A 17,135-nucleotide genomic window follows, 5' to 3' on the forward strand; every position below is an offset into this window, starting at 1 on the left:
ATAATTTTATTTAATTTTTTATTCTTAAAATTTATTTTTTATCCTTTTGAAAAAAATTCTTTCGCCAATTCTTTTAGAAAAAAAACATCATAAACTCCGCACAGTTCTCTTGCTGAGTGCATTGCAAGCATAGGAATTCCTACATCTACAGAATCTATTCCCAGATGAGTTGCAGAAATCGGACCTATTGTCGAACCGCCAAGTTCATTTGATTCATTTACAAAAGGCTGGATTTTTATATCAGTTCCCTTTATTATCTGTTTTATTACGGAAACTGAATAAGCATCCGAAGTATACTTTTGTTTTGCACTTATTTTTATCGATAACCCTTCGTTCATTTTCCCACGATTTGTCGGGTCTGTCTTTAAAGTATGTGCAGGATGTGCAGCGTGTGCCGCATCAGCTGAGAGCATAAAAGAATTTTCAATCATTTGTAAAAATTCAATCCTATCAAGTCCCAGTGTCAAACTAATTCTCTCCAGCGTATTTAGTAAATAATTGGAATCCGCTCCCTGTTTTGTTGCACTTCCTATTTCTTCATTGTCAAAGGCGATAAAGACGTTAATTTTATCTTTATTTTTATCGGCCTCAAAAAGTCCCAATAAACCAGTGTAGACTGAAGCCAAATTATCAAGTTTTGGCGAGGAAATCATCTCTTCATCTGCTCCCAGAAGGCATCCTTTTTCATAGCAGTAGACATATAAGTCAAAATCAAGTATATCTTCTTTTTTCACATCGGTATTTTCCAAAATCAAATTTGTAAGAAAATCTTTTTTTTCAAATTTTTCATTTATAAGTGAAATCACTGGTAAAACATCATTTTGTCTGTCTATCCTTACTCCATCATTAACTTTTCTATTTTGATGAATTGCCAAATTTGGTATTGTCATAATAGGCTTATCTATTTTCACTTTCACAGTTTTTGGCGAAAATATGTTTTCCCCTTTTACAATAATCCTTCCTGCAATAGACAGCGGTCTATCAAACCAAGTGTTTAAAATCGGTCCTCCGTAAACTTCTGTATTCAATCTTACAATATTTTCCGTTATCATCGCTGGATTTGGCTTAATTCTAAAACACGGCGAATCCGTATGTGCCGCAAATATTTTAAATCCTTTTTTTATATCGACATTTTTCCCCACAGTAAACGCTACTATTGTGGAACTTGACTTTTTAAAAAAATATTTTCCTCCTTTTTTCAATTTCCATTTTTCGCTAGGCATAAGTCTTAAAAATTTATTTTCTTCCAAAATATCAGAACAATTTTTCACAACGTGAAATGTGCTCACGCCATCGCCAATAAACTCAACGAGTTCTCTTCCAAAACTTTTTACTTCCATATCCAAAAATTTTTTTTGAATATTAAGTAATTCTTTAGTATTATGTATCACCTGCAAGCCCTCCTAACAAATAAATATTCTCTCATACTTATATTATACCCCAAAATTTTAAAATTCCTAAAAATTTTAAATAATTTTATCTCAAAAAAAAACAGGAATTTAAATATTCCTGACTTTTTATTTTTTATTTACAAATACTTCAGTCGCATTGTCCACTTCTTCTCCAAGTGATACCTTTATTGCGACAATTGCTACTTCCAATTGGCTTTCATCTGGCTCCCTAGTTGTAATTTTTTGTAGCCACATTCCTGGAATCGCTATCATTTTTGCAAAGATATTATCTAAATGAAAGCTTGACCATCTTTGGAACTCATACGATATTCCCGCAACAAATGGCACAAAAAGCACTCTTGTGACCAATTTATAAAGCACCATAAATAACTGATTTCCTTTTGGCATTGGCAAAATAAAATCCACCAGTGAAAAAACTATTATACTTACAATCATCACAAGAAGTAAAAAGCTTGTTCCGCATCTCGGATGAAATCTTGTGCAAACTTTTGCATTTTTTGGTGTCAATTCTTTGTGTAATTCATAGTTCATTATACTTTTATGCTCTGCTCCGTGATATTCAAACACTCTTTTTATATCTTTTAAAAACGAAATTCCAAAAATATATCCCAAAAATAGCATTAATTTTATAATTGCCTCTGTTAAATTTTGCATTACAATATTTGAAGGAAATAAAAATCCTCCAACTGCTGACGGCAGCCACATAAATATTGCGATACTTACTAAAACTGAAGTTAAAATTGTAAATCCAATCTGTTTATCGCTTAATTCCTCTTCTTCAAGTCCGGCTTGATTTGATGCGAATATAAGCTCGCTTGTCCCGATAAACATTGCGTCATAAAGAGAAATAATCCCTCTTATAAACGGAACTTTTATCCATTTATTGCTATTTTCTGTTAAAACTCTCTTTTTGTAGACAATACTTCCATCTTGTTTTCTTACCGCTGTTGCAATTGCTTTAGGCCCTCTCATCATGACACCTTCCACAACGGCTTGTCCACCTACTGTAACTCTATTCTCTTTTTGTTTCATTCATTTCTCACTTTCTTAAATTAATTTTATTCTCTGTCCAAGGCAGTTTTATTTTTTATCCTTTTCAGAGCTTTACTAATGTGAAGCGCCTTAAATTTGCTTATCCCTTTTAATTCTGTCACCTTTTGAACAGAAGCCGCCAAAATGGACTGCACTCCCGAAAACTCCTTTACTAAAGTTTCCTTATCCTTTTTAGTAATTTTTGAAATATTATTAAGTAATCCATACCCTCTCGGTTCAATTTTTTCATCTAAATTGGTGGCATTAATGTCATAACCTAATAAATTTAAAATTTTTTCATCATCCAGTAAATCTTCTTTTGTCAAATCCTTTACTTTATTTAAGATTTTTTCAATTTTTGTGCAATCTTTTTGATAATCCTTTATCAGTGCTTCAAAACCTTCATTTTTATTTAGCATAATTTCTTCATATTGAATCTTTATAAGTCTGCCTTCTGTTCCGAGTTCAGACATGTATTCTTTTAGCTCTTCAGACATTCTAAAAAAAAGTCCATACGTTCTAAAACATTCAATCACATCAAATAACATAACTGTATTATCATATTCCAGAATAGATAAATTAGTGCGTATTTTTTCAATATTTATAGAATATTTTTCAAGTGCCGTTATCGCTTGAGAAGCTTTTGTAAGAAGGCTACCTATGTCATTTAACAAATATCTGAATTTTCCCAAATACACCGTTATTTTATTTCTTCTCTCAGAAACTGTTATTACTAAATTGCCTTTTTGCTGCGCTATTCTATGTGCTGCCTGATGCCGTGTGCCACTTTCATCAGTTTCTATGTTATAATTTGGCTGCAATTGAATATTTGCTCCATAAATTGTCTCTATATCTTCAGATAAAATTATTGCACCGTCCATTTTGGAAAGTTCATAGACTCTTTGTGGAGAATATTCGGCATTTAATTCAAATCCACCACCCATAACATCTTTCAACTCTTCAGGATTTCCTAAAACAATTAAAGCTCCAAGTTTTGCTTCTTGAATTCTACCGACGGCTTCCCTTAACTTTGAACCCGGTGATATAATTTCAAATATATATTCTAATATTTTTTTTCTGTTTGTTGGTTTTTTCATTATTTTATTTTATCCTTTCAACTAATTCACTTATATTACTGATGTAATTTAGTTTTATTTTTCTTTTGGATTTATTATTTTCTTCATTTTCCAGCTCTTCTTTGTGACTTTTTGGCAAATAAACTCCTGTAAACCCCAATTTTTCAAGTTCCGTTATTCTATTTTTTATAAACGAAACTTTTCTCACTTCTCCTCTGAGTCCCAGCTCCCCAATTGCCGCTATTTTTTGACTGACAGGTTTTCCACTAATCGAAGATAATAGTGAAAAAACTACAGCCAAATCTGAACTTCTGTCACTTAAATTAATTCCACCAGGAATATTAATGTAAATATCTTTTGAATTCACATCCACTTTTAAGGAACGTGATAAAACTGCACTTAAAATTTCAACTCTATTTTTGTCATATCCTTCCACAGTTCTTCGTGGCATTCCAAAATTTGGTGTTCCAAGTAGTGACTGCACTTCAAACAAAAATACTCTGCTTCCTTCAAAAACTGGAACTATTATACTTCCGATATTTTTTTCATCTCTATCACTTATAAAAAATTCTGACGGATTTTTTACTTCACTTATTCCATTTTCCTTTATATCAAAAATAGAAACTTCGTTTGTTGAGCCATATCTATTTTTTGTTGAACGAATTATTCTGTAATAGTTATTTTCTTCTCCCTCAATTTGCAGCACAGCGTCAACCATATGCTCCAAAAGTTTCGGTCCCGCCAATTTTCCATCTTTTGTTATATGTCCAACTATATAAAAGGAAATTTCTTTTTTTTTCGCAATTTCAATTATTTTTAACGTAGTTTCCCGAATTTGAGAAACTCCGCCAGCAATAGAGGACAAATTTTGTGAATACATTGTCTGAATCGAATCAATTACAACAACTTTAGGTTTTTCCTTCAGAATAATACTTTCGATATTTTCAATTTTTGTGTCGCTCACAATGTATAAATTTTCACTTTTCACATTTACTCTGTCCGCTCTTTGTTTTATCTGGCTTGCCGACTCTTCCCCAGAGACATAAAATACAGCTCCCAACTTTGAATATTCCTGTGATAGCTGAAGAAGAAGCGTTGACTTTCCAATTCCTGGACTTCCTGTCACTAACACCACTTCTCCTTTTATAAGCCCACCGCCTAAAACTCTGTCAAATTCCTCAAATGAAGTTTTCATCCTAAATTCTTTTTCTATTTCTATCTCTGAAATTTTACTTATTGAGATATCTTGGGACACTATATTTTTGCTTGATTTTAACTCCACTTCTTCTTCAAATGTTCCCCATGAATCACAATTTGGACACTTTCCCAGCCATTTTAACGAGCTGTAACCACATTCCGAACATATAAATTTTGTCTTTTCTTTTTTTGCCGCCACCAACTCACACCCCCTTTTTAAACGTTTTATAATTTTTTTAGCTTTTTAGTCACTCATCAATTTTACTTTTTCTATTACCTTTTCTTCCACTTCCTTTGTCACAAAATGACTTAAATCACCTTTATTTCGTGCAATTTCTTTTACCAAACTTGAACTTAAATACAAATACTTTCTTGAAGCCGTCAAAAATACTGTTTCATATTCACTTTTTGCAAGTGTCTTATTTGTTAATGTAAACTGCAACTCATACTCATAATCTGACATCGCTCTTAGTCCTCGAATCAAGATATCCACTTTTTCCCGACAAATAAAATCTACAAGTAATCCATTAAAAATTTTAACTTCAGCATCTATATTTTCTTTTTTCAAAGTTTCTTTTATCATTTCCAGTTTCTCTTCATCAGAAAACCAGGATTTTGATTTTGAAGAATTTTTTAAAATCCCAATTACCACTTTGTCAAATAATTTTGAAGAACGTCTTATAATATCTAAATGACCTTTTGTTATTGGATCAAAGCTACCTGGATATAAAGCCTTTTTTTTCATAATCGTTCTCCTATTTTTTTAATTTACTCAATTTTTCAAGTGCATGTTTTGCCGCATTTTTTTCCGCTTCTTTTTTACTCTTACCTACTCCTACACCAAAAATTTCGTCATTCCATTTCACACAAGTTTCAAAAATTTTGTCATGATCAGGACCTTTTGTCCCAATTAACACATATTCTGGCATTTTTTTATATTTTCCTTGAACAACTTCCTGTAAAATTGTTTTATGATCCCCTGTTCCTTCGATTTCTTCAAGATTGTCTATCTTATTAAGCAAAAATTTTAATGCAACTTTTTTAGCTGTGTAATAGTCAGAATCCTTAAAAATTGCTCCAATTAATGCTTCAAATGCATCTCCTAAAATGGATTTTCTATGTCTTCCACCAGACATAATTTCACCATTACTTAAATATAAATATTCTCCCAGTTCCATATCGGACGAAATTGACGAAAACACTGGCTCACTTATAATCTGACTTTTTAATTTGGCGAGTTCTCCTTCTGTTTTTCCTTCATATCTTTCGTAAATATATTCTGTCGTTATTAAATTTAGGACAGCATCTCCTAGAAATTCAAGTTTTTCGTTGTTATAGCGCTTTGTCTTTTCAATTTCATTTGAGTACGATCTATGTGTCAAGGCTTTTTCCAAATATTTTTTATTTTTAAACTCATAACCTATTTTCCTCATAAGTTCCTCAGAATCTCTTTGTTCTGAATCTTTTTGCATCATTTCACCTCCTTAACTTATTAATAGTCAAACTACAAAATAGCAGTTTGACTATAATTTAATATTATCCTTTATATTTTCTAAATGCAAGTACTGCATTATGTCCACCAAATCCAAGTGAACTTGACATTCCAACTTCAATATCTCTTTTTACAGCTTTATTCGGTACATAATCCAAATCACAAAGTGGATCAGGATTTTCGTAATTTATTGTCGGTGGCATTATTCCTTCATCAATAGCCAGTGCTAAAAATGCAGCTTCTATTCCACCTGCTCCCCCCAATAGATGTCCTGTCGCACCTTTTGTCGAACTTACTGAAAGTTTGTAGGCGTGTTCTCCAAATGCTGTTTTTATCGCTTGTGTTTCATTTTTGTCGTTTGCTGGAGTTGAAGTTCCGTGTGCATTTATATATCCAACTTCTTCAGGTTTTACATTCCCTTGTTCCATTGCCATTTTAAAAGCTCTGGCTGCTCCTTCCCCACCATCTGATGGTGCTGTCATGTGATATGCATCTCCTGTTTCACCGTATCCTACAACTTCTGCATAAATTTTAGCTCCTCTAGCTTTTGCATGTTCCAATTCTTCCAAAATCAAAACACCTGCTCCTTCTCCTAATACAAATCCGTCTCTATCCGCAGTAAATGGTCTTGAAGCAGTTTTAGGATCAGGATTAGTTGATAATGCTTTTAAGTTTGCAAATCCTGCAATTCCAGATGGCGTTACAGTGGCTTCAGTCCCCCCTGCAATCATAGCATCCGCTTTTCCTAATAAAATTGTCTGGAAAGCATCGCCAATTGAGTTTGTCCCTGACGCACAAGCTGTTACTATTGTCTTATTTGGTCCTTTTGCCCCAGTGTAAATCGACGTATTTCCAGATGCCATATTTGCGATAGATGCTGGAATATAAAACGGCGACACTCTTTTTGGACCTTTAGTAACCAATTTTTCCACTTCCTGCTCTATCACATCAAGTCCACCGATTCCTGAACCGATGATTGTCCCAATTCTATCTGCATTTTCTTCGGTTATTTCAAGTTTTGCATCTTCCAGTGCTTCTTTTGACGCCGCTATTGCAAATTGTGAAAATCTGGCAATCTTTTTCATCTCTTTTTTTTCAATAAAATTTTCTGCCTTAAAATCCTTTACTTCAGCTGCTATATGTACAGGATGATTCGAACTATCAAATTGAGTGATCTTATCAATTCCACATTCCCCAGCTAATAAATTTTTCCAAGCCTTTTCTCTTCCTGTTCCCAGTGGCGTTACCAAGCCTATTCCCGTTATAACTACTCTTCTCATTAATACACCTCTCATTTTTATTCTTATCAATTTTAGATTTATAATTTAACTATTATCTACTTGTTTACATTTTAACATTTTTTTTAAAATTTTTCAATAAAAAAGGGGGAAGACTCCCCCTTAAAGTAAATCTAACAACTATTTTTTAGATTTGATATATTCAATTACATCCTTAACTGTTTTAATTTTTTGTGCATCTTCATCAGGAATTTCTACATCAAATTCTTCTTCAAATGCCATAATTAATTCAACTGTATCTAGTGAATCAGCTCCTAGATCATCAACAAATGACGCATCTTCAGTAACTTGGTCTTCGTCAACTCCTAATTGTTCAGCAACTATTGATTTAATTTTATCTAGCATTAAATGCCACCTCCATCTTAATATTCTAAATTATTATATCAAAAGAATTCAAATTTTGCAACTCTTTTAAGCATTTTTTTATCAAAAAGCTATTATTTTCATGTATAAATTATAAATTTTCGATATTTTCTACATTTTCAATATTAATAACTTCTATTTCTTTATTAATTTTTTTGATAAGTCCAGCAAGCACTTTTCCAGGTCCAACTTCATAAATCTTTGTTACACCGTTTTCACTAAGTTTATTAATCGTATCGACCCACTTTACAGGACCAAATGTCTGATTGTAAAGTTCTTTTTTTATTTCATCCGACGAAGTCAATACATTTGCCGTAGTATTTGCAACAATCGGAATTTTTGCGTTATTCCAACTGTAATTTTCAAATTCTTTCTTCAAAATTTCGGCAACTGGTTTCATAAGCGATGAATGGAAAGGTCCTGATACTGCAAGTGGCAGTGCTCTTCTAGCTCCTTTTTCCTTAAAAATTTCCAAACTTTTTTCAATTACAGATTTTTCTCCCGCAACAACTGTTTGCTTAGGCTCATTGTAATTAACAGCTTCAATTGTACCGTCAATTTCCTTACAAATATTTTCTACTTCGCTTGCAGGTAAACCTAAGATTGCTGCCATTGAGCCGTCTATTTTAGCTTTGCTCATTATTTTACCTCTGGCGGAAATTAATTTTAATGTGTCAATTTCATTCAAAAATCCAGCTGCATATAAAGAACTGTATTCTCCCAAGCTGTGCCCTGCCACAAAATCTGGATTTATTCCTTTTTCTTTTAATAATTTTGTCAAAATTACAGAAAATAAAGCTATTGCCGGCTGCGCAAATTTTGTATCTTTCAATTCTTCTTTTGTTCCTTCAAATACAACTTTTTTTACTTCTTCATTGTTTTTAAAAATTTCATCTATTAATTTTTTATTTTCATAACTCACACTGTTGTACAAAATTTCTCCCATTTTTTCATATTGCGTTCCTTGACCAGGAAATACGAAAGCAATTTTTGACATAACTTCTCCTCAATTCATTTAAATTTCTTCTGCTTCTTCTACTCCATCTTCATCTTTCTTTTCTTTAGATTTCGATTTTTTAGGAAATCTATCAAATTTATTTTTGTCCACAATTTCTTTTACACCAAGTCCTGTTACAACAAGTCCTGCTATTAAAAGAAGTATCCAAAATGGTAAATCTTCCCAAATTAATGATAAGTAGGAATAAATTCCCACACCTACAAAAATCCATCCCAAAACTTTTTTCTTAATTACAAAATAAATTCCTAAAAGAATCAATATAACTTGATAATTAAATACATATCTTTGAATATCTTCAGGAATAAACTGAAATAAGCTTAACACTACAATTACTAATCCCCAAAATATTTTTGCGTTCATAGTCATCATCCTTTCTAAAATAATTTTTTATTTTGACCATTCAAATAAAATTGAACCGTAAGTAAGTCCTCCACCAAACCCTGTTATTACAACTTTATCGCCTTTTTTAAGTCTATTTTGTTTGCTAGCTTCATCTATTGCAATTGGAATAGAAGCTCCCGAAGTATTTCCATACTTATCTAGATTTACAAAAAACTTGTCCAAAGGCTGTTTAAATCTTTTTGCAATTGACTCAATTATTCTTATGTTTGCCTGATGCGGTATAAATAAATCTATGTCGTCCGCTGTGATATTTTTTTGTTTTAAAACATTATCAACACTTTCTGGAAATACCTTTACTGCAAATTTAAAAATTTCTCTTCCATTCATCTGTAAATAATTTTCTCTATTTTCTATCACTTCGGCAGTCACAGATTTTCTTGAACCTCCAGCAGGTACAATCAATTCACAGGCGCCAGAACCATCCGCAACAAGATGACTTGCGCAAAATCCTCCTGTCTCCACTTCTCCTAGAATAACCGCTCCAGAACCATCTCCAAACAAAATACAAGTTCCTCTATCACTCCAATCTGTAATTCTTGACATAGTTTCAGCACCGATTACAAGAACTTTTTTATAAACTTTTGATTTTATAAAACTGTACCCTGTCGTAAACGCATAGACAAATCCAGTACACGCTGCACTCATATCAAAGGCCGCAGCTTTTATTCCCAATTTATCTTGAACTAGCGCCGCTGTCGACGGTGTGAAATGATCAGGCGTCATTGTTGCAACGATAATCAGGTCAATTTCATTTTTATCTATTCTGGCATCATCTATAGCTCTTTTCGCAGCTTTGTATGCCAAATCTGAAGTTGCTTCATTTTCAGAGGCAATTCTTCGCTCCTTGATACCAGTTCTCGTTGTAATCCATTCATCGTTAGTATCAACTATTTTTGCCAATTCATCATTCGTCAGCACTTTTTCTGGAACATAAGAACCCGTCCCCAAAATTCCTACTCTCATTTTTATCTCCTTTTCCTAAATTTCATAAAACTTGTTATTTTATCTGTTTTTTCCTGTACTCACAAATTTTAATACTCACACAATAAGTTTATCATAAATTTTAAAATTTTACAACTCAATAAATTTTTTAGGACAGAGTAAAAATTTTAGAAGTAAATTTAAATTTTAACATCAAAATTACTCAATAATTTCCAACACTACTTTTTGCTCTTTAATTTTCTTAGTTTCCAATACGTACGCATCTAAAATCATTTCTTTTGAATTTTTCACATTTTTTTCATCATTATAATAAATCTCCGCCAATTTTTCTCCTTTTTCCACTTTATCGCCAACTTTTTTGAAAATTTTTATTCCGACAGAATGGTCGATTTTATCTTCTTTTTTGGCCCTTCCTGCACCAATTATCATCGCTGCTTTTCCGATTTCTTCTGTCTTTATTTTTGCAACATAACCATTATTTTTTGAAAAAATTTCCAATTTTTCTTTTGCAGCCGGTAAAATTGAATAATCATTTACTAAATTTCCATTTCCTCCACTTTCATTTATAAACTCTTTTAATTTTGAAAGTGCAAGACCGCTGTTTACTACTTCGTCAATTTTTTTATAACCTTCTTCCAATTCTTTTATTTCACCTTTTGCTTTTAATGCAAGTGCTGCAATTGTGTAAACCACCTCTTTTACATCTTTAGCACCATTTCCTTTCAATGTTTCTATTGATTCAATTATTTCATTTGCGTTTCCTATCGAATATCCAAGAGGCTCATCCATATTGCTCAAAACAACTTTTACTTTTCTAGCGGCACCAACCCCAATTTCAATCATCCTTTTTGCCAACTCTTTCGCGTGATTAATATCCTTCATAAAAGCTCCGTCGCCAACTTTTACATCGAGAATTATCACATCGGACTGGATTGCAAGTTTTTTACTCATTATACTGCTTGCAATTAGTGGAATGCTGGGGACCGTCGCAGTAACATCCCTTAATGAATACAATTTTTTGTCAAGTGGAACAATTTTATCACTGTACCCCATTAGTCCGATTCCCGTTTTTCTGGCAATTTTTACTAACTCATCGCTTGTATTTGAAAATCTAAAGCCTTCTATTGCTTCAAATTTATCAATTGTACCTCCAGTATGTCCCAATCCCTTTCCTGATAATTTTGCCGTTCCAAAACCAAGTGCCGCAAGTATTGGAGCTAGTACAACGGTAACTTTATCTCCAACTCCTCCTGTACTGTGTTTATCAACCAAAAATTTATTAATTTTTTCAAATTTTATCACATCTCCTGAATCTCTCATTAAACTTGTAAATTCAAATAGTTCAGACTTTGTCATATCATTGAAATACACAGCCATCAAAAATGCCGACATCTGATAGTCTGGAACGTTCCCTTTTAAGTATTCATTTAACAAAAAATGAATTTCATCTTTAGTCAGTTCTTCTTTTTCTCTTTTTTTTTCAATTAAATCCACTATTCTCATAATTTTTCCTTTCCATAATTAATCTAGATTAATTTTTAAAATAAAGTTTTAAATTTTCTTTTTAACTAAAATAAGCGAGACCAAAATGATCCCGCTTTTTTAAATTTTTACAATTTTATATTTTTGGTTTTACAACAATTTTTCCATTTTTAATATCTTGTTTAATTTGTTCAAGTTTTTTAAGATTTTCTTCTCCAATTTTATCTTTTGTAAATTCAAAGTTTGTTGTTCCAATTCCATCTTCTTTTATTCCATATGTCTTAACTTTCGCGGCAAATTTTCCATCTAAAGTCGTTTTGATTTCATCATAAACTGCAGTATCCACATATTTCATCATAGAAGTTAAAATATTCCCTGGATATAAACCGTCTTGATTTGAATCCACACCTATTCCATAGATATTTTTTTCTTTAACAGCTTGAAATACTCCAAGTCCACTTGCTCCTGCTGCGTGATAAACAACATCTGCACCTTGTTGAATCAAAGTTTCAGTTTTAGCTTTTGCTGAAGCCTGATCATTAAACGCTGATGTTCCACCAATTGTAACTGGTATAACTTTAATATCAGGTTTTACATATCTTGCACCCTGTGCATATCCTGCAAAAAATTTAGCTATTAAATCAGAATTATCGGCACCTACAAATCCTATAGTTCCTGTTTTATCCATCATGGCAGCTAACGCTCCCACTAAAAACGAACCTTCTTCTTCTTTAAACGTAATCGAAGCTACGTTAGGTTTACCATTAACTACGCTGTCTATAATTGCAAATTTTTGTTCAGGAAACGCGTCAGCAACTGCAACTACTGCATCTTGCATTGTATATCCAACTGCAATTATCAAATCATACTGTCCTTCTTCGGCAAATCTTGTAAGTGCATCTTTTGCTTCTGAAGTTGGATCTTTTGGTTCATATTCACTGTAATTTATCCCCAATTCTTTTTTAGCTTTCTCAAGTCCTCTAAAAGTTGAGTCGTTAAATGACTTATCCCCTTTTCCACCAGTTGAATAGACAACTGCTATTCTTTTATTGGCATTTGTTGAATCAGTTGAAGTTTTTCCATCTTTTACCTGATCTGCTGTTGCAGGTTTATTTCCACACGCAACGATAAACATCAATGCGAAAATCACACTAAAAATTGTTAAAATTCTTTTCATCTTTTCCTCCTAAATTTTGTTCCATATTAATACTAATATTATACCTTATTTTTTTCTTTTTCAAAATAAAATTTGTATTTTTTTACTTAAAAAACAATTAAAAAAATGATAATATAATCAAAATATTTTAGATTAATACTTTTTTAGTTCAAAAAAAACTATCTCAAAAGATGAGATAGTTTATTTTATTTATTATTCAGCAACAAAACTTCCTGCCAACAATGGATCAATTTTAATTCCAGGTCCCATAGTTAATGAGATTGCCACTGTTTTTAAATATTGTCCTTTTGAAGATGCAGGTTTTAATTTAACAATTTGGTTTAATGCAACTTTGAAGTTTTCAACTACTGCTTCTTTTGAGAAATCGATTTTCCCAATTGGCAAATGAATTGAACCTAATTTATCTACTTTAAATGCGACTTTTCCTTTTTTAAATTCTTTTACAGTTTGTTCGATATTAGTTGTAACTGTTCCTGATTTAGGGTTTGGCATAAGTCCTTTAGTCCCCAAAATTCTTCCTAATCTTCCCAATTTAGGCATCATGTCAGGTGTAGCTATAACTAAATCAAAATCCATCCATCCGCCTTGAATTTTACTGATGTATTCATCATCTCCAGCAAAATCTGCTCCAGCATCCAATGCTTTTTGAATATTTTCTCCAGAAGTAATTGCTAAAACTCTAACAGTTTTTCCAGTTCCGTTTGGCAATGAAACTGTTCCTCTTACTTGTTGATCAGCGTGTCTTGGATCAACTCCAAGTCTTACAGCTAATTCAACTGTTTCCACAAATTTAGCACTTTTTGTATCAAATATTAATTCCAAAGCTTCCTCTGGAGTGTAAATTTTCATTTTATCTACTTTTTGAGATATTTCTTTATATCTCTTACCTTTTTTTGCCATTTATTATTTCCTCCTCTGTGGTCATTGGTTAGAAAACCTTCCACTTATTTCAATAATGTTTTTTATTTTTTATAATTTATTCAGAAATTTTAATTCCCATACTTCTTGCAGTTCCAGCAACGATATTCATAGCAGCTTCAACTGAACCAGCATTTAAATCTGGCATTTTAGTTTCTGCGATTTCTTGTAATTGAGCTTTAGTTATAGTTCCAGCTACTTCTGTTAATGAGTTCCCGGCACCTTTTTTAACTTTAGCTGCTTTTTTTAATAAATCTGATGCTGGCGGAGTCTTTAATACAAATGTAAAACTTCTATCAGCATACACTGTAATTTCCACTGGAATCACAAATCCCATTTTATCTTGTGTTTGAGCATTAAATGATTTACAAAATTCAGCGATATTTACTCCATGTTGTCCTAATGCAGGTCCTACTGGTGGTGCAGGATTCGCTTTCCCCGCTTCTAATTGTAGTTTAATCTTTCCGATTACTTCTTTAGCCATTTTTCCTCCCTATGTGGTAATTGAATTTTTTAAATCTCCCACTTTTTTCATAAATTTTGCTAATAGTTATTCTTAAATAATACTTTTAATACTATTTCAATAATGATGATTAATTTTTTTGACTTAATAGTCTAATTTTGCAATTTCTGTGTATTCAAGTTCAACTGGTGTCCGTCTTCCAAACACTTCAAGCATAACAGTTACTTTTCCATTTACTTCATCAATAGCTGAAATTTCACCCTCCTGATCCAAAAATGAATCTTTTTTAATAACTACTTTTTCACCAACTTTAAAATCAATATTATATCTGGCTTCTTTTTCAACAGTATCACCACTTATATCAATTCCAACTTTAGTAAGTAATTCTTTTGCTTCATCATCAGATAATGGTATTGGATCACTTCCAACCCCGACAAATCCTGTAACTCCATTAGTATTTCTTATAACGTACCAAGCATCACTGTCCACACGATAACCTAATCCCATTTCATTTTCTTCTTTTACAGATAGCATTTCAATCAGTACATAACTTGGAAATAATTTTCTTGAAACTTTTACCATTTTTCCACGTTTTTCTTCCAAAACTTCTTCCTCAGGTACTAAAATTCTAAAAACTCTATCTGTTAAGTTCAATGATTCGATTCTTTTTTCCAAATCTGTTGCTACTTTTTTTTCGTAACCAGAATAAGTATGAATTATATACCATTTTTTTTCGTATATAATTTCATCATCTTTTTTTTCTTCAGCCAACTTACGCGCCTCCTATAAAATTTTTTATAATATTACTTACATTGGTTAATACAAAACTGAACGCTGTATCAAAAAGAAGTGTGTAAAGTGCTATAAAAATTGTTATTAAAATTACAATTACAGTAACGTGGTATACTTCTTCCTTACTAGGCCAATATATTTTTTTATATTCTTCACGTAAATTTTTTAGACTTTCTCCTAAATTAAATTTTCCCATAAATATTCTCCTAGAATCATTTAAGATATATCTTAAACTTCTATTTTATTTTTCTAAAAAAAAATACTCATATCTTAGATGGCAGGCCAGGCAGGAATCGAACCCGCAACTTTCGGTTTTGGAGACCGACGCTCTACCAATTGAACTACTGACCTATCTTTTTTATATGAGATTATTTTACTTCTCTATAAAGAGAATGTCTTTTTAGCACTGGATTATATTTTCTCATTTCCAATCTTTCTGGATGAGTTTTTTTGTTTTTAGTTGTAACATAATGTCTTAACTTAGTTTCAGTGCATTCTAAAATTACTTGTACTCTCATCTTCTTCTATCCCTCCCAATAAAATATTGGTATTACCAGAATAAACTAGCAGAAAAATTATAACACAGTTTTTTATCTTTGTCAACATCATTTTTTTACTTTGATGGTTTAAAAATTTTAGGGGCAGATTTTTTAATTTCAAATTTTTTAAGTTATTCTTGATTACAAGATGTTATTTTGTTTAATATTATTTTTTTATTTTTTTACATAAGGGGAAAGGACCGCCATTTCCCCTTATAATCCCCACGCTCGTCTAAGCATTTTTTGGAAGCAAAGCCGAAACTCACTTCGTTCAAACAGTCGTCTTTACTCCCAAAAAATCACGACACTTTTATATGGTAGTAAAATTTAAACCGTCGGAGCATTTTTATGTGCTGACAAAACTGTTTGAGCACGATTAGTGCGAGTTTTTTGTCAGTGCATAAAAATGTCGAAGACTAGCCGGGGTGCAGGGGTGCGGCGATAAGCACTTCTGCTTAAAAAAGAAAAAATTATTTTAGTAACTTTCTGGATTGAATGAAAAACTTAAAACTAAGATTTTTTATTTACCCCTAACTATTTTACTCTGTCTTTTTACTTTGCATGACAAACGTGTACAGAATACTGTTATTTTTTTAATAAAATCACTTGACCTTTGTAACATTATATGATAAAATACTTTCAAAGTGGAATGCATGATGATGCCTGAGGGCTGCCATGCTAGCCCGGTATTGCAGGACAATATCGGGTGAATTTTTTTAGTTTTTAGTTTCCCTTTTATTATACCATTTTTATATTTATACCTTTTATATACTCTGTAACCCTTATGAATACTAGCTTTGAACATTAAGCCAAAGAATAATAAAAAGTACCATTATTTGGAATATATGAAAACGTAGGAAAAAAATAACCGCTGTCTTTTGCAACAACGATTATTTTAAAATTTTAATTTATTCTTTTAATAGACTATTTCTTTTGAAATTTCTTTTGATTTTTCATTTCCTAAAAGTTGTGAAATAATTTCAAGTGCAAAATCTATAGCTGTTCCTGCACTTCTGCTAGTTATGATATTTCCGTCTACAACTACTTTTTCGCGAGTCAAAATAGGATTTCCTGCAAGTAAGTTACTTTCACAGGCTGGAAAACAAATAGCTTTTTTATTTTCTAAAATTCCCAATTCTGATAAAATCAATGGAGCTGCGCAAATCGCACCAACTTTTTTATTTTTCACATCTTTAGAAAATTCCAAAACTTTATCTAAAAGTAACTGGGATTTAAAATAATTTTTGTGTCCTGGTCCTCCAGGTAAGACTAACATATCGTATTTATCAAAGTCAAGTTCATTTATAACTTTATCTGCGACTACTTTAACTTTTCTTGCGCTTTGTACTAAATTTTCATCTGTCAATGAAACTGTATCTACGTCAATTTCAGCTCTTCTAAGTAAATCAATCGGAGCGATTGCTTCCACTTCTTCAAATCCGTCTGCTAAAAAGATTGCAACTTTTTTACTCATATTATTTTCCTCTTTTCTATTTTATTTATTTTTTTAATGAAAAAGAGCTAAAAATAGC

At 31.9% G+C, this 17,135-nt stretch carries 19 protein-coding genes and 1 tRNA gene; all 20 read right to left on the minus strand.

From position 1 onward, the window contains the following. Nucleotides 1-38: 38 nt before the first annotated feature. The 20 genes from AXF11_RS01445 to AXF11_RS01540 all read right to left on the minus strand — a co-directional run bounded on the left by AXF11_RS01445 (nt 39) and on the right by AXF11_RS01540 (nt 17,077). Nucleotides 39-1,391, minus strand: coding sequence for a M18 family aminopeptidase (locus AXF11_RS01445; protein WP_068154228.1), 1,353 nt, complete (start codon nt 1,389-1,391; stop codon nt 39-41). Nucleotides 1,392-1,517: 126 nt separating this feature from the next. Beyond that, nucleotides 1,518-2,444: a DUF1385 domain-containing protein gene (locus AXF11_RS01450; RefSeq protein WP_068154230.1), complete on the minus strand. Its 927-nt coding sequence runs from the start codon at nt 2,442-2,444 to the stop codon at nt 1,518-1,520. A gap of 26 nt (nt 2,445-2,470) precedes the next feature. Continuing rightward, entirely contained in the window at nt 2,471-3,541 is a 1,071-nt protein-coding gene (disA, locus tag AXF11_RS01455) for a DNA integrity scanning diadenylate cyclase DisA (protein WP_231724728.1), read from the minus strand. A 4-nt stretch (nt 3,542-3,545) separates the two neighbouring features. After that, entirely contained in the window at nt 3,546-4,916 is a 1,371-nt protein-coding gene (gene radA, locus AXF11_RS01460) for a DNA repair protein RadA (protein WP_068158127.1), read from the minus strand. A 45-nt stretch (nt 4,917-4,961) separates the two neighbouring features. Further along, nucleotides 4,962-5,462: a pantetheine-phosphate adenylyltransferase gene (coaD, locus tag AXF11_RS01465; RefSeq protein ID WP_068154237.1), complete on the minus strand. Its 501-nt coding sequence runs from the start codon at nt 5,460-5,462 to the stop codon at nt 4,962-4,964. Between the two features lie 10 nt (nt 5,463-5,472). Further along, nucleotides 5,473-6,192: a ribonuclease III gene (rnc, locus tag AXF11_RS01470; protein ID WP_231724729.1), complete on the minus strand. Its 720-nt coding sequence runs from the start codon at nt 6,190-6,192 to the stop codon at nt 5,473-5,475. A 61-nt stretch (nt 6,193-6,253) separates the two neighbouring features. Beyond that, nucleotides 6,254-7,489: a beta-ketoacyl-ACP synthase II gene (gene fabF / locus AXF11_RS01475; protein ID WP_068154242.1), complete on the minus strand. Its 1,236-nt coding sequence runs from the start codon at nt 7,487-7,489 to the stop codon at nt 6,254-6,256. A gap of 138 nt (nt 7,490-7,627) precedes the next feature. Beyond that, complete coding sequence (acpP, locus tag AXF11_RS01480; protein WP_068154245.1) at nt 7,628-7,852, minus strand: acyl carrier protein; 225 nt, start codon at nt 7,850-7,852, stop codon at nt 7,628-7,630. A 109-nt stretch (nt 7,853-7,961) separates the two neighbouring features. Next, entirely contained in the window at nt 7,962-8,867 is a 906-nt protein-coding gene (gene fabD / locus AXF11_RS01485) for an ACP S-malonyltransferase (protein WP_068154248.1), read from the minus strand. An 18-nt stretch (nt 8,868-8,885) separates the two neighbouring features. After that, complete coding sequence (locus tag AXF11_RS01490; protein ID WP_068154250.1) at nt 8,886-9,248, minus strand: hypothetical protein; 363 nt, start codon at nt 9,246-9,248, stop codon at nt 8,886-8,888. Between the two features lie 27 nt (nt 9,249-9,275). Beyond that, nucleotides 9,276-10,253, minus strand: coding sequence for a beta-ketoacyl-ACP synthase III (locus AXF11_RS01495; RefSeq protein ID WP_068154252.1), 978 nt, complete (start codon nt 10,251-10,253; stop codon nt 9,276-9,278). 177 nt (nt 10,254-10,430) lie between these two features. Then, on the minus strand, nt 10,431-11,735 hold the full coding sequence (locus AXF11_RS01500; protein ID WP_068154255.1) for a thymidine phosphorylase: 1,305 nt from the start codon (nt 11,733-11,735) through the stop codon (nt 10,431-10,433). A gap of 115 nt (nt 11,736-11,850) precedes the next feature. Beyond that, a complete protein-coding gene (locus AXF11_RS01505) occupies nt 11,851-12,891 on the minus strand; it encodes a BMP family lipoprotein (protein WP_068154257.1) in 1,041 nt (346 codons plus the stop codon). A 192-nt stretch (nt 12,892-13,083) separates the two neighbouring features. After that, the gene (rplA, locus tag AXF11_RS01510; protein ID WP_068154259.1) at nt 13,084-13,791 is read right to left on the minus strand and encodes a 50S ribosomal protein L1; all 708 of its coding nucleotides are present in this window, start codon (nt 13,789-13,791) and stop codon (nt 13,084-13,086) included. 76 nt (nt 13,792-13,867) lie between these two features. Beyond that, nucleotides 13,868-14,293, minus strand: a complete 426-nt coding sequence (rplK, locus tag AXF11_RS01515; protein WP_068154262.1) for a 50S ribosomal protein L11 — start codon at nt 14,291-14,293, stop codon at nt 13,868-13,870. 123 nt (nt 14,294-14,416) lie between these two features. Then, nucleotides 14,417-15,043, minus strand: a complete 627-nt coding sequence (nusG, locus tag AXF11_RS01520; protein WP_082729359.1) for a transcription termination/antitermination protein NusG — start codon at nt 15,041-15,043, stop codon at nt 14,417-14,419. A 1-nt stretch (nt 15,044) separates the two neighbouring features. Then, a complete protein-coding gene (gene secE, locus AXF11_RS01525) occupies nt 15,045-15,260 on the minus strand; it encodes a preprotein translocase subunit SecE (protein WP_068154263.1) in 216 nt (71 codons plus the stop codon). Nucleotides 15,261-15,339: 79 nt separating this feature from the next. Beyond that, nucleotides 15,340-15,415, minus strand: a tRNA-Trp gene (locus AXF11_RS01530). A gap of 17 nt (nt 15,416-15,432) precedes the next feature. After that, on the minus strand, nt 15,433-15,582 hold the full coding sequence (gene rpmG / locus AXF11_RS01535) for a 50S ribosomal protein L33 (protein ID WP_006807173.1): 150 nt from the start codon (nt 15,580-15,582) through the stop codon (nt 15,433-15,435). A gap of 937 nt (nt 15,583-16,519) precedes the next feature. Further along, the gene (locus AXF11_RS01540) at nt 16,520-17,077 is read right to left on the minus strand and encodes a DJ-1 family glyoxalase III (RefSeq protein WP_068154265.1); all 558 of its coding nucleotides are present in this window, start codon (nt 17,075-17,077) and stop codon (nt 16,520-16,522) included. Nucleotides 17,078-17,135 lie beyond the last annotated feature (58 nt).

This window comes from Leptotrichia sp. oral taxon 847 (genome assembly GCF_001553645.1).
In the GTDB taxonomy this organism is placed as follows: domain Bacteria; phylum Fusobacteriota; class Fusobacteriia; order Fusobacteriales; family Leptotrichiaceae; genus Leptotrichia.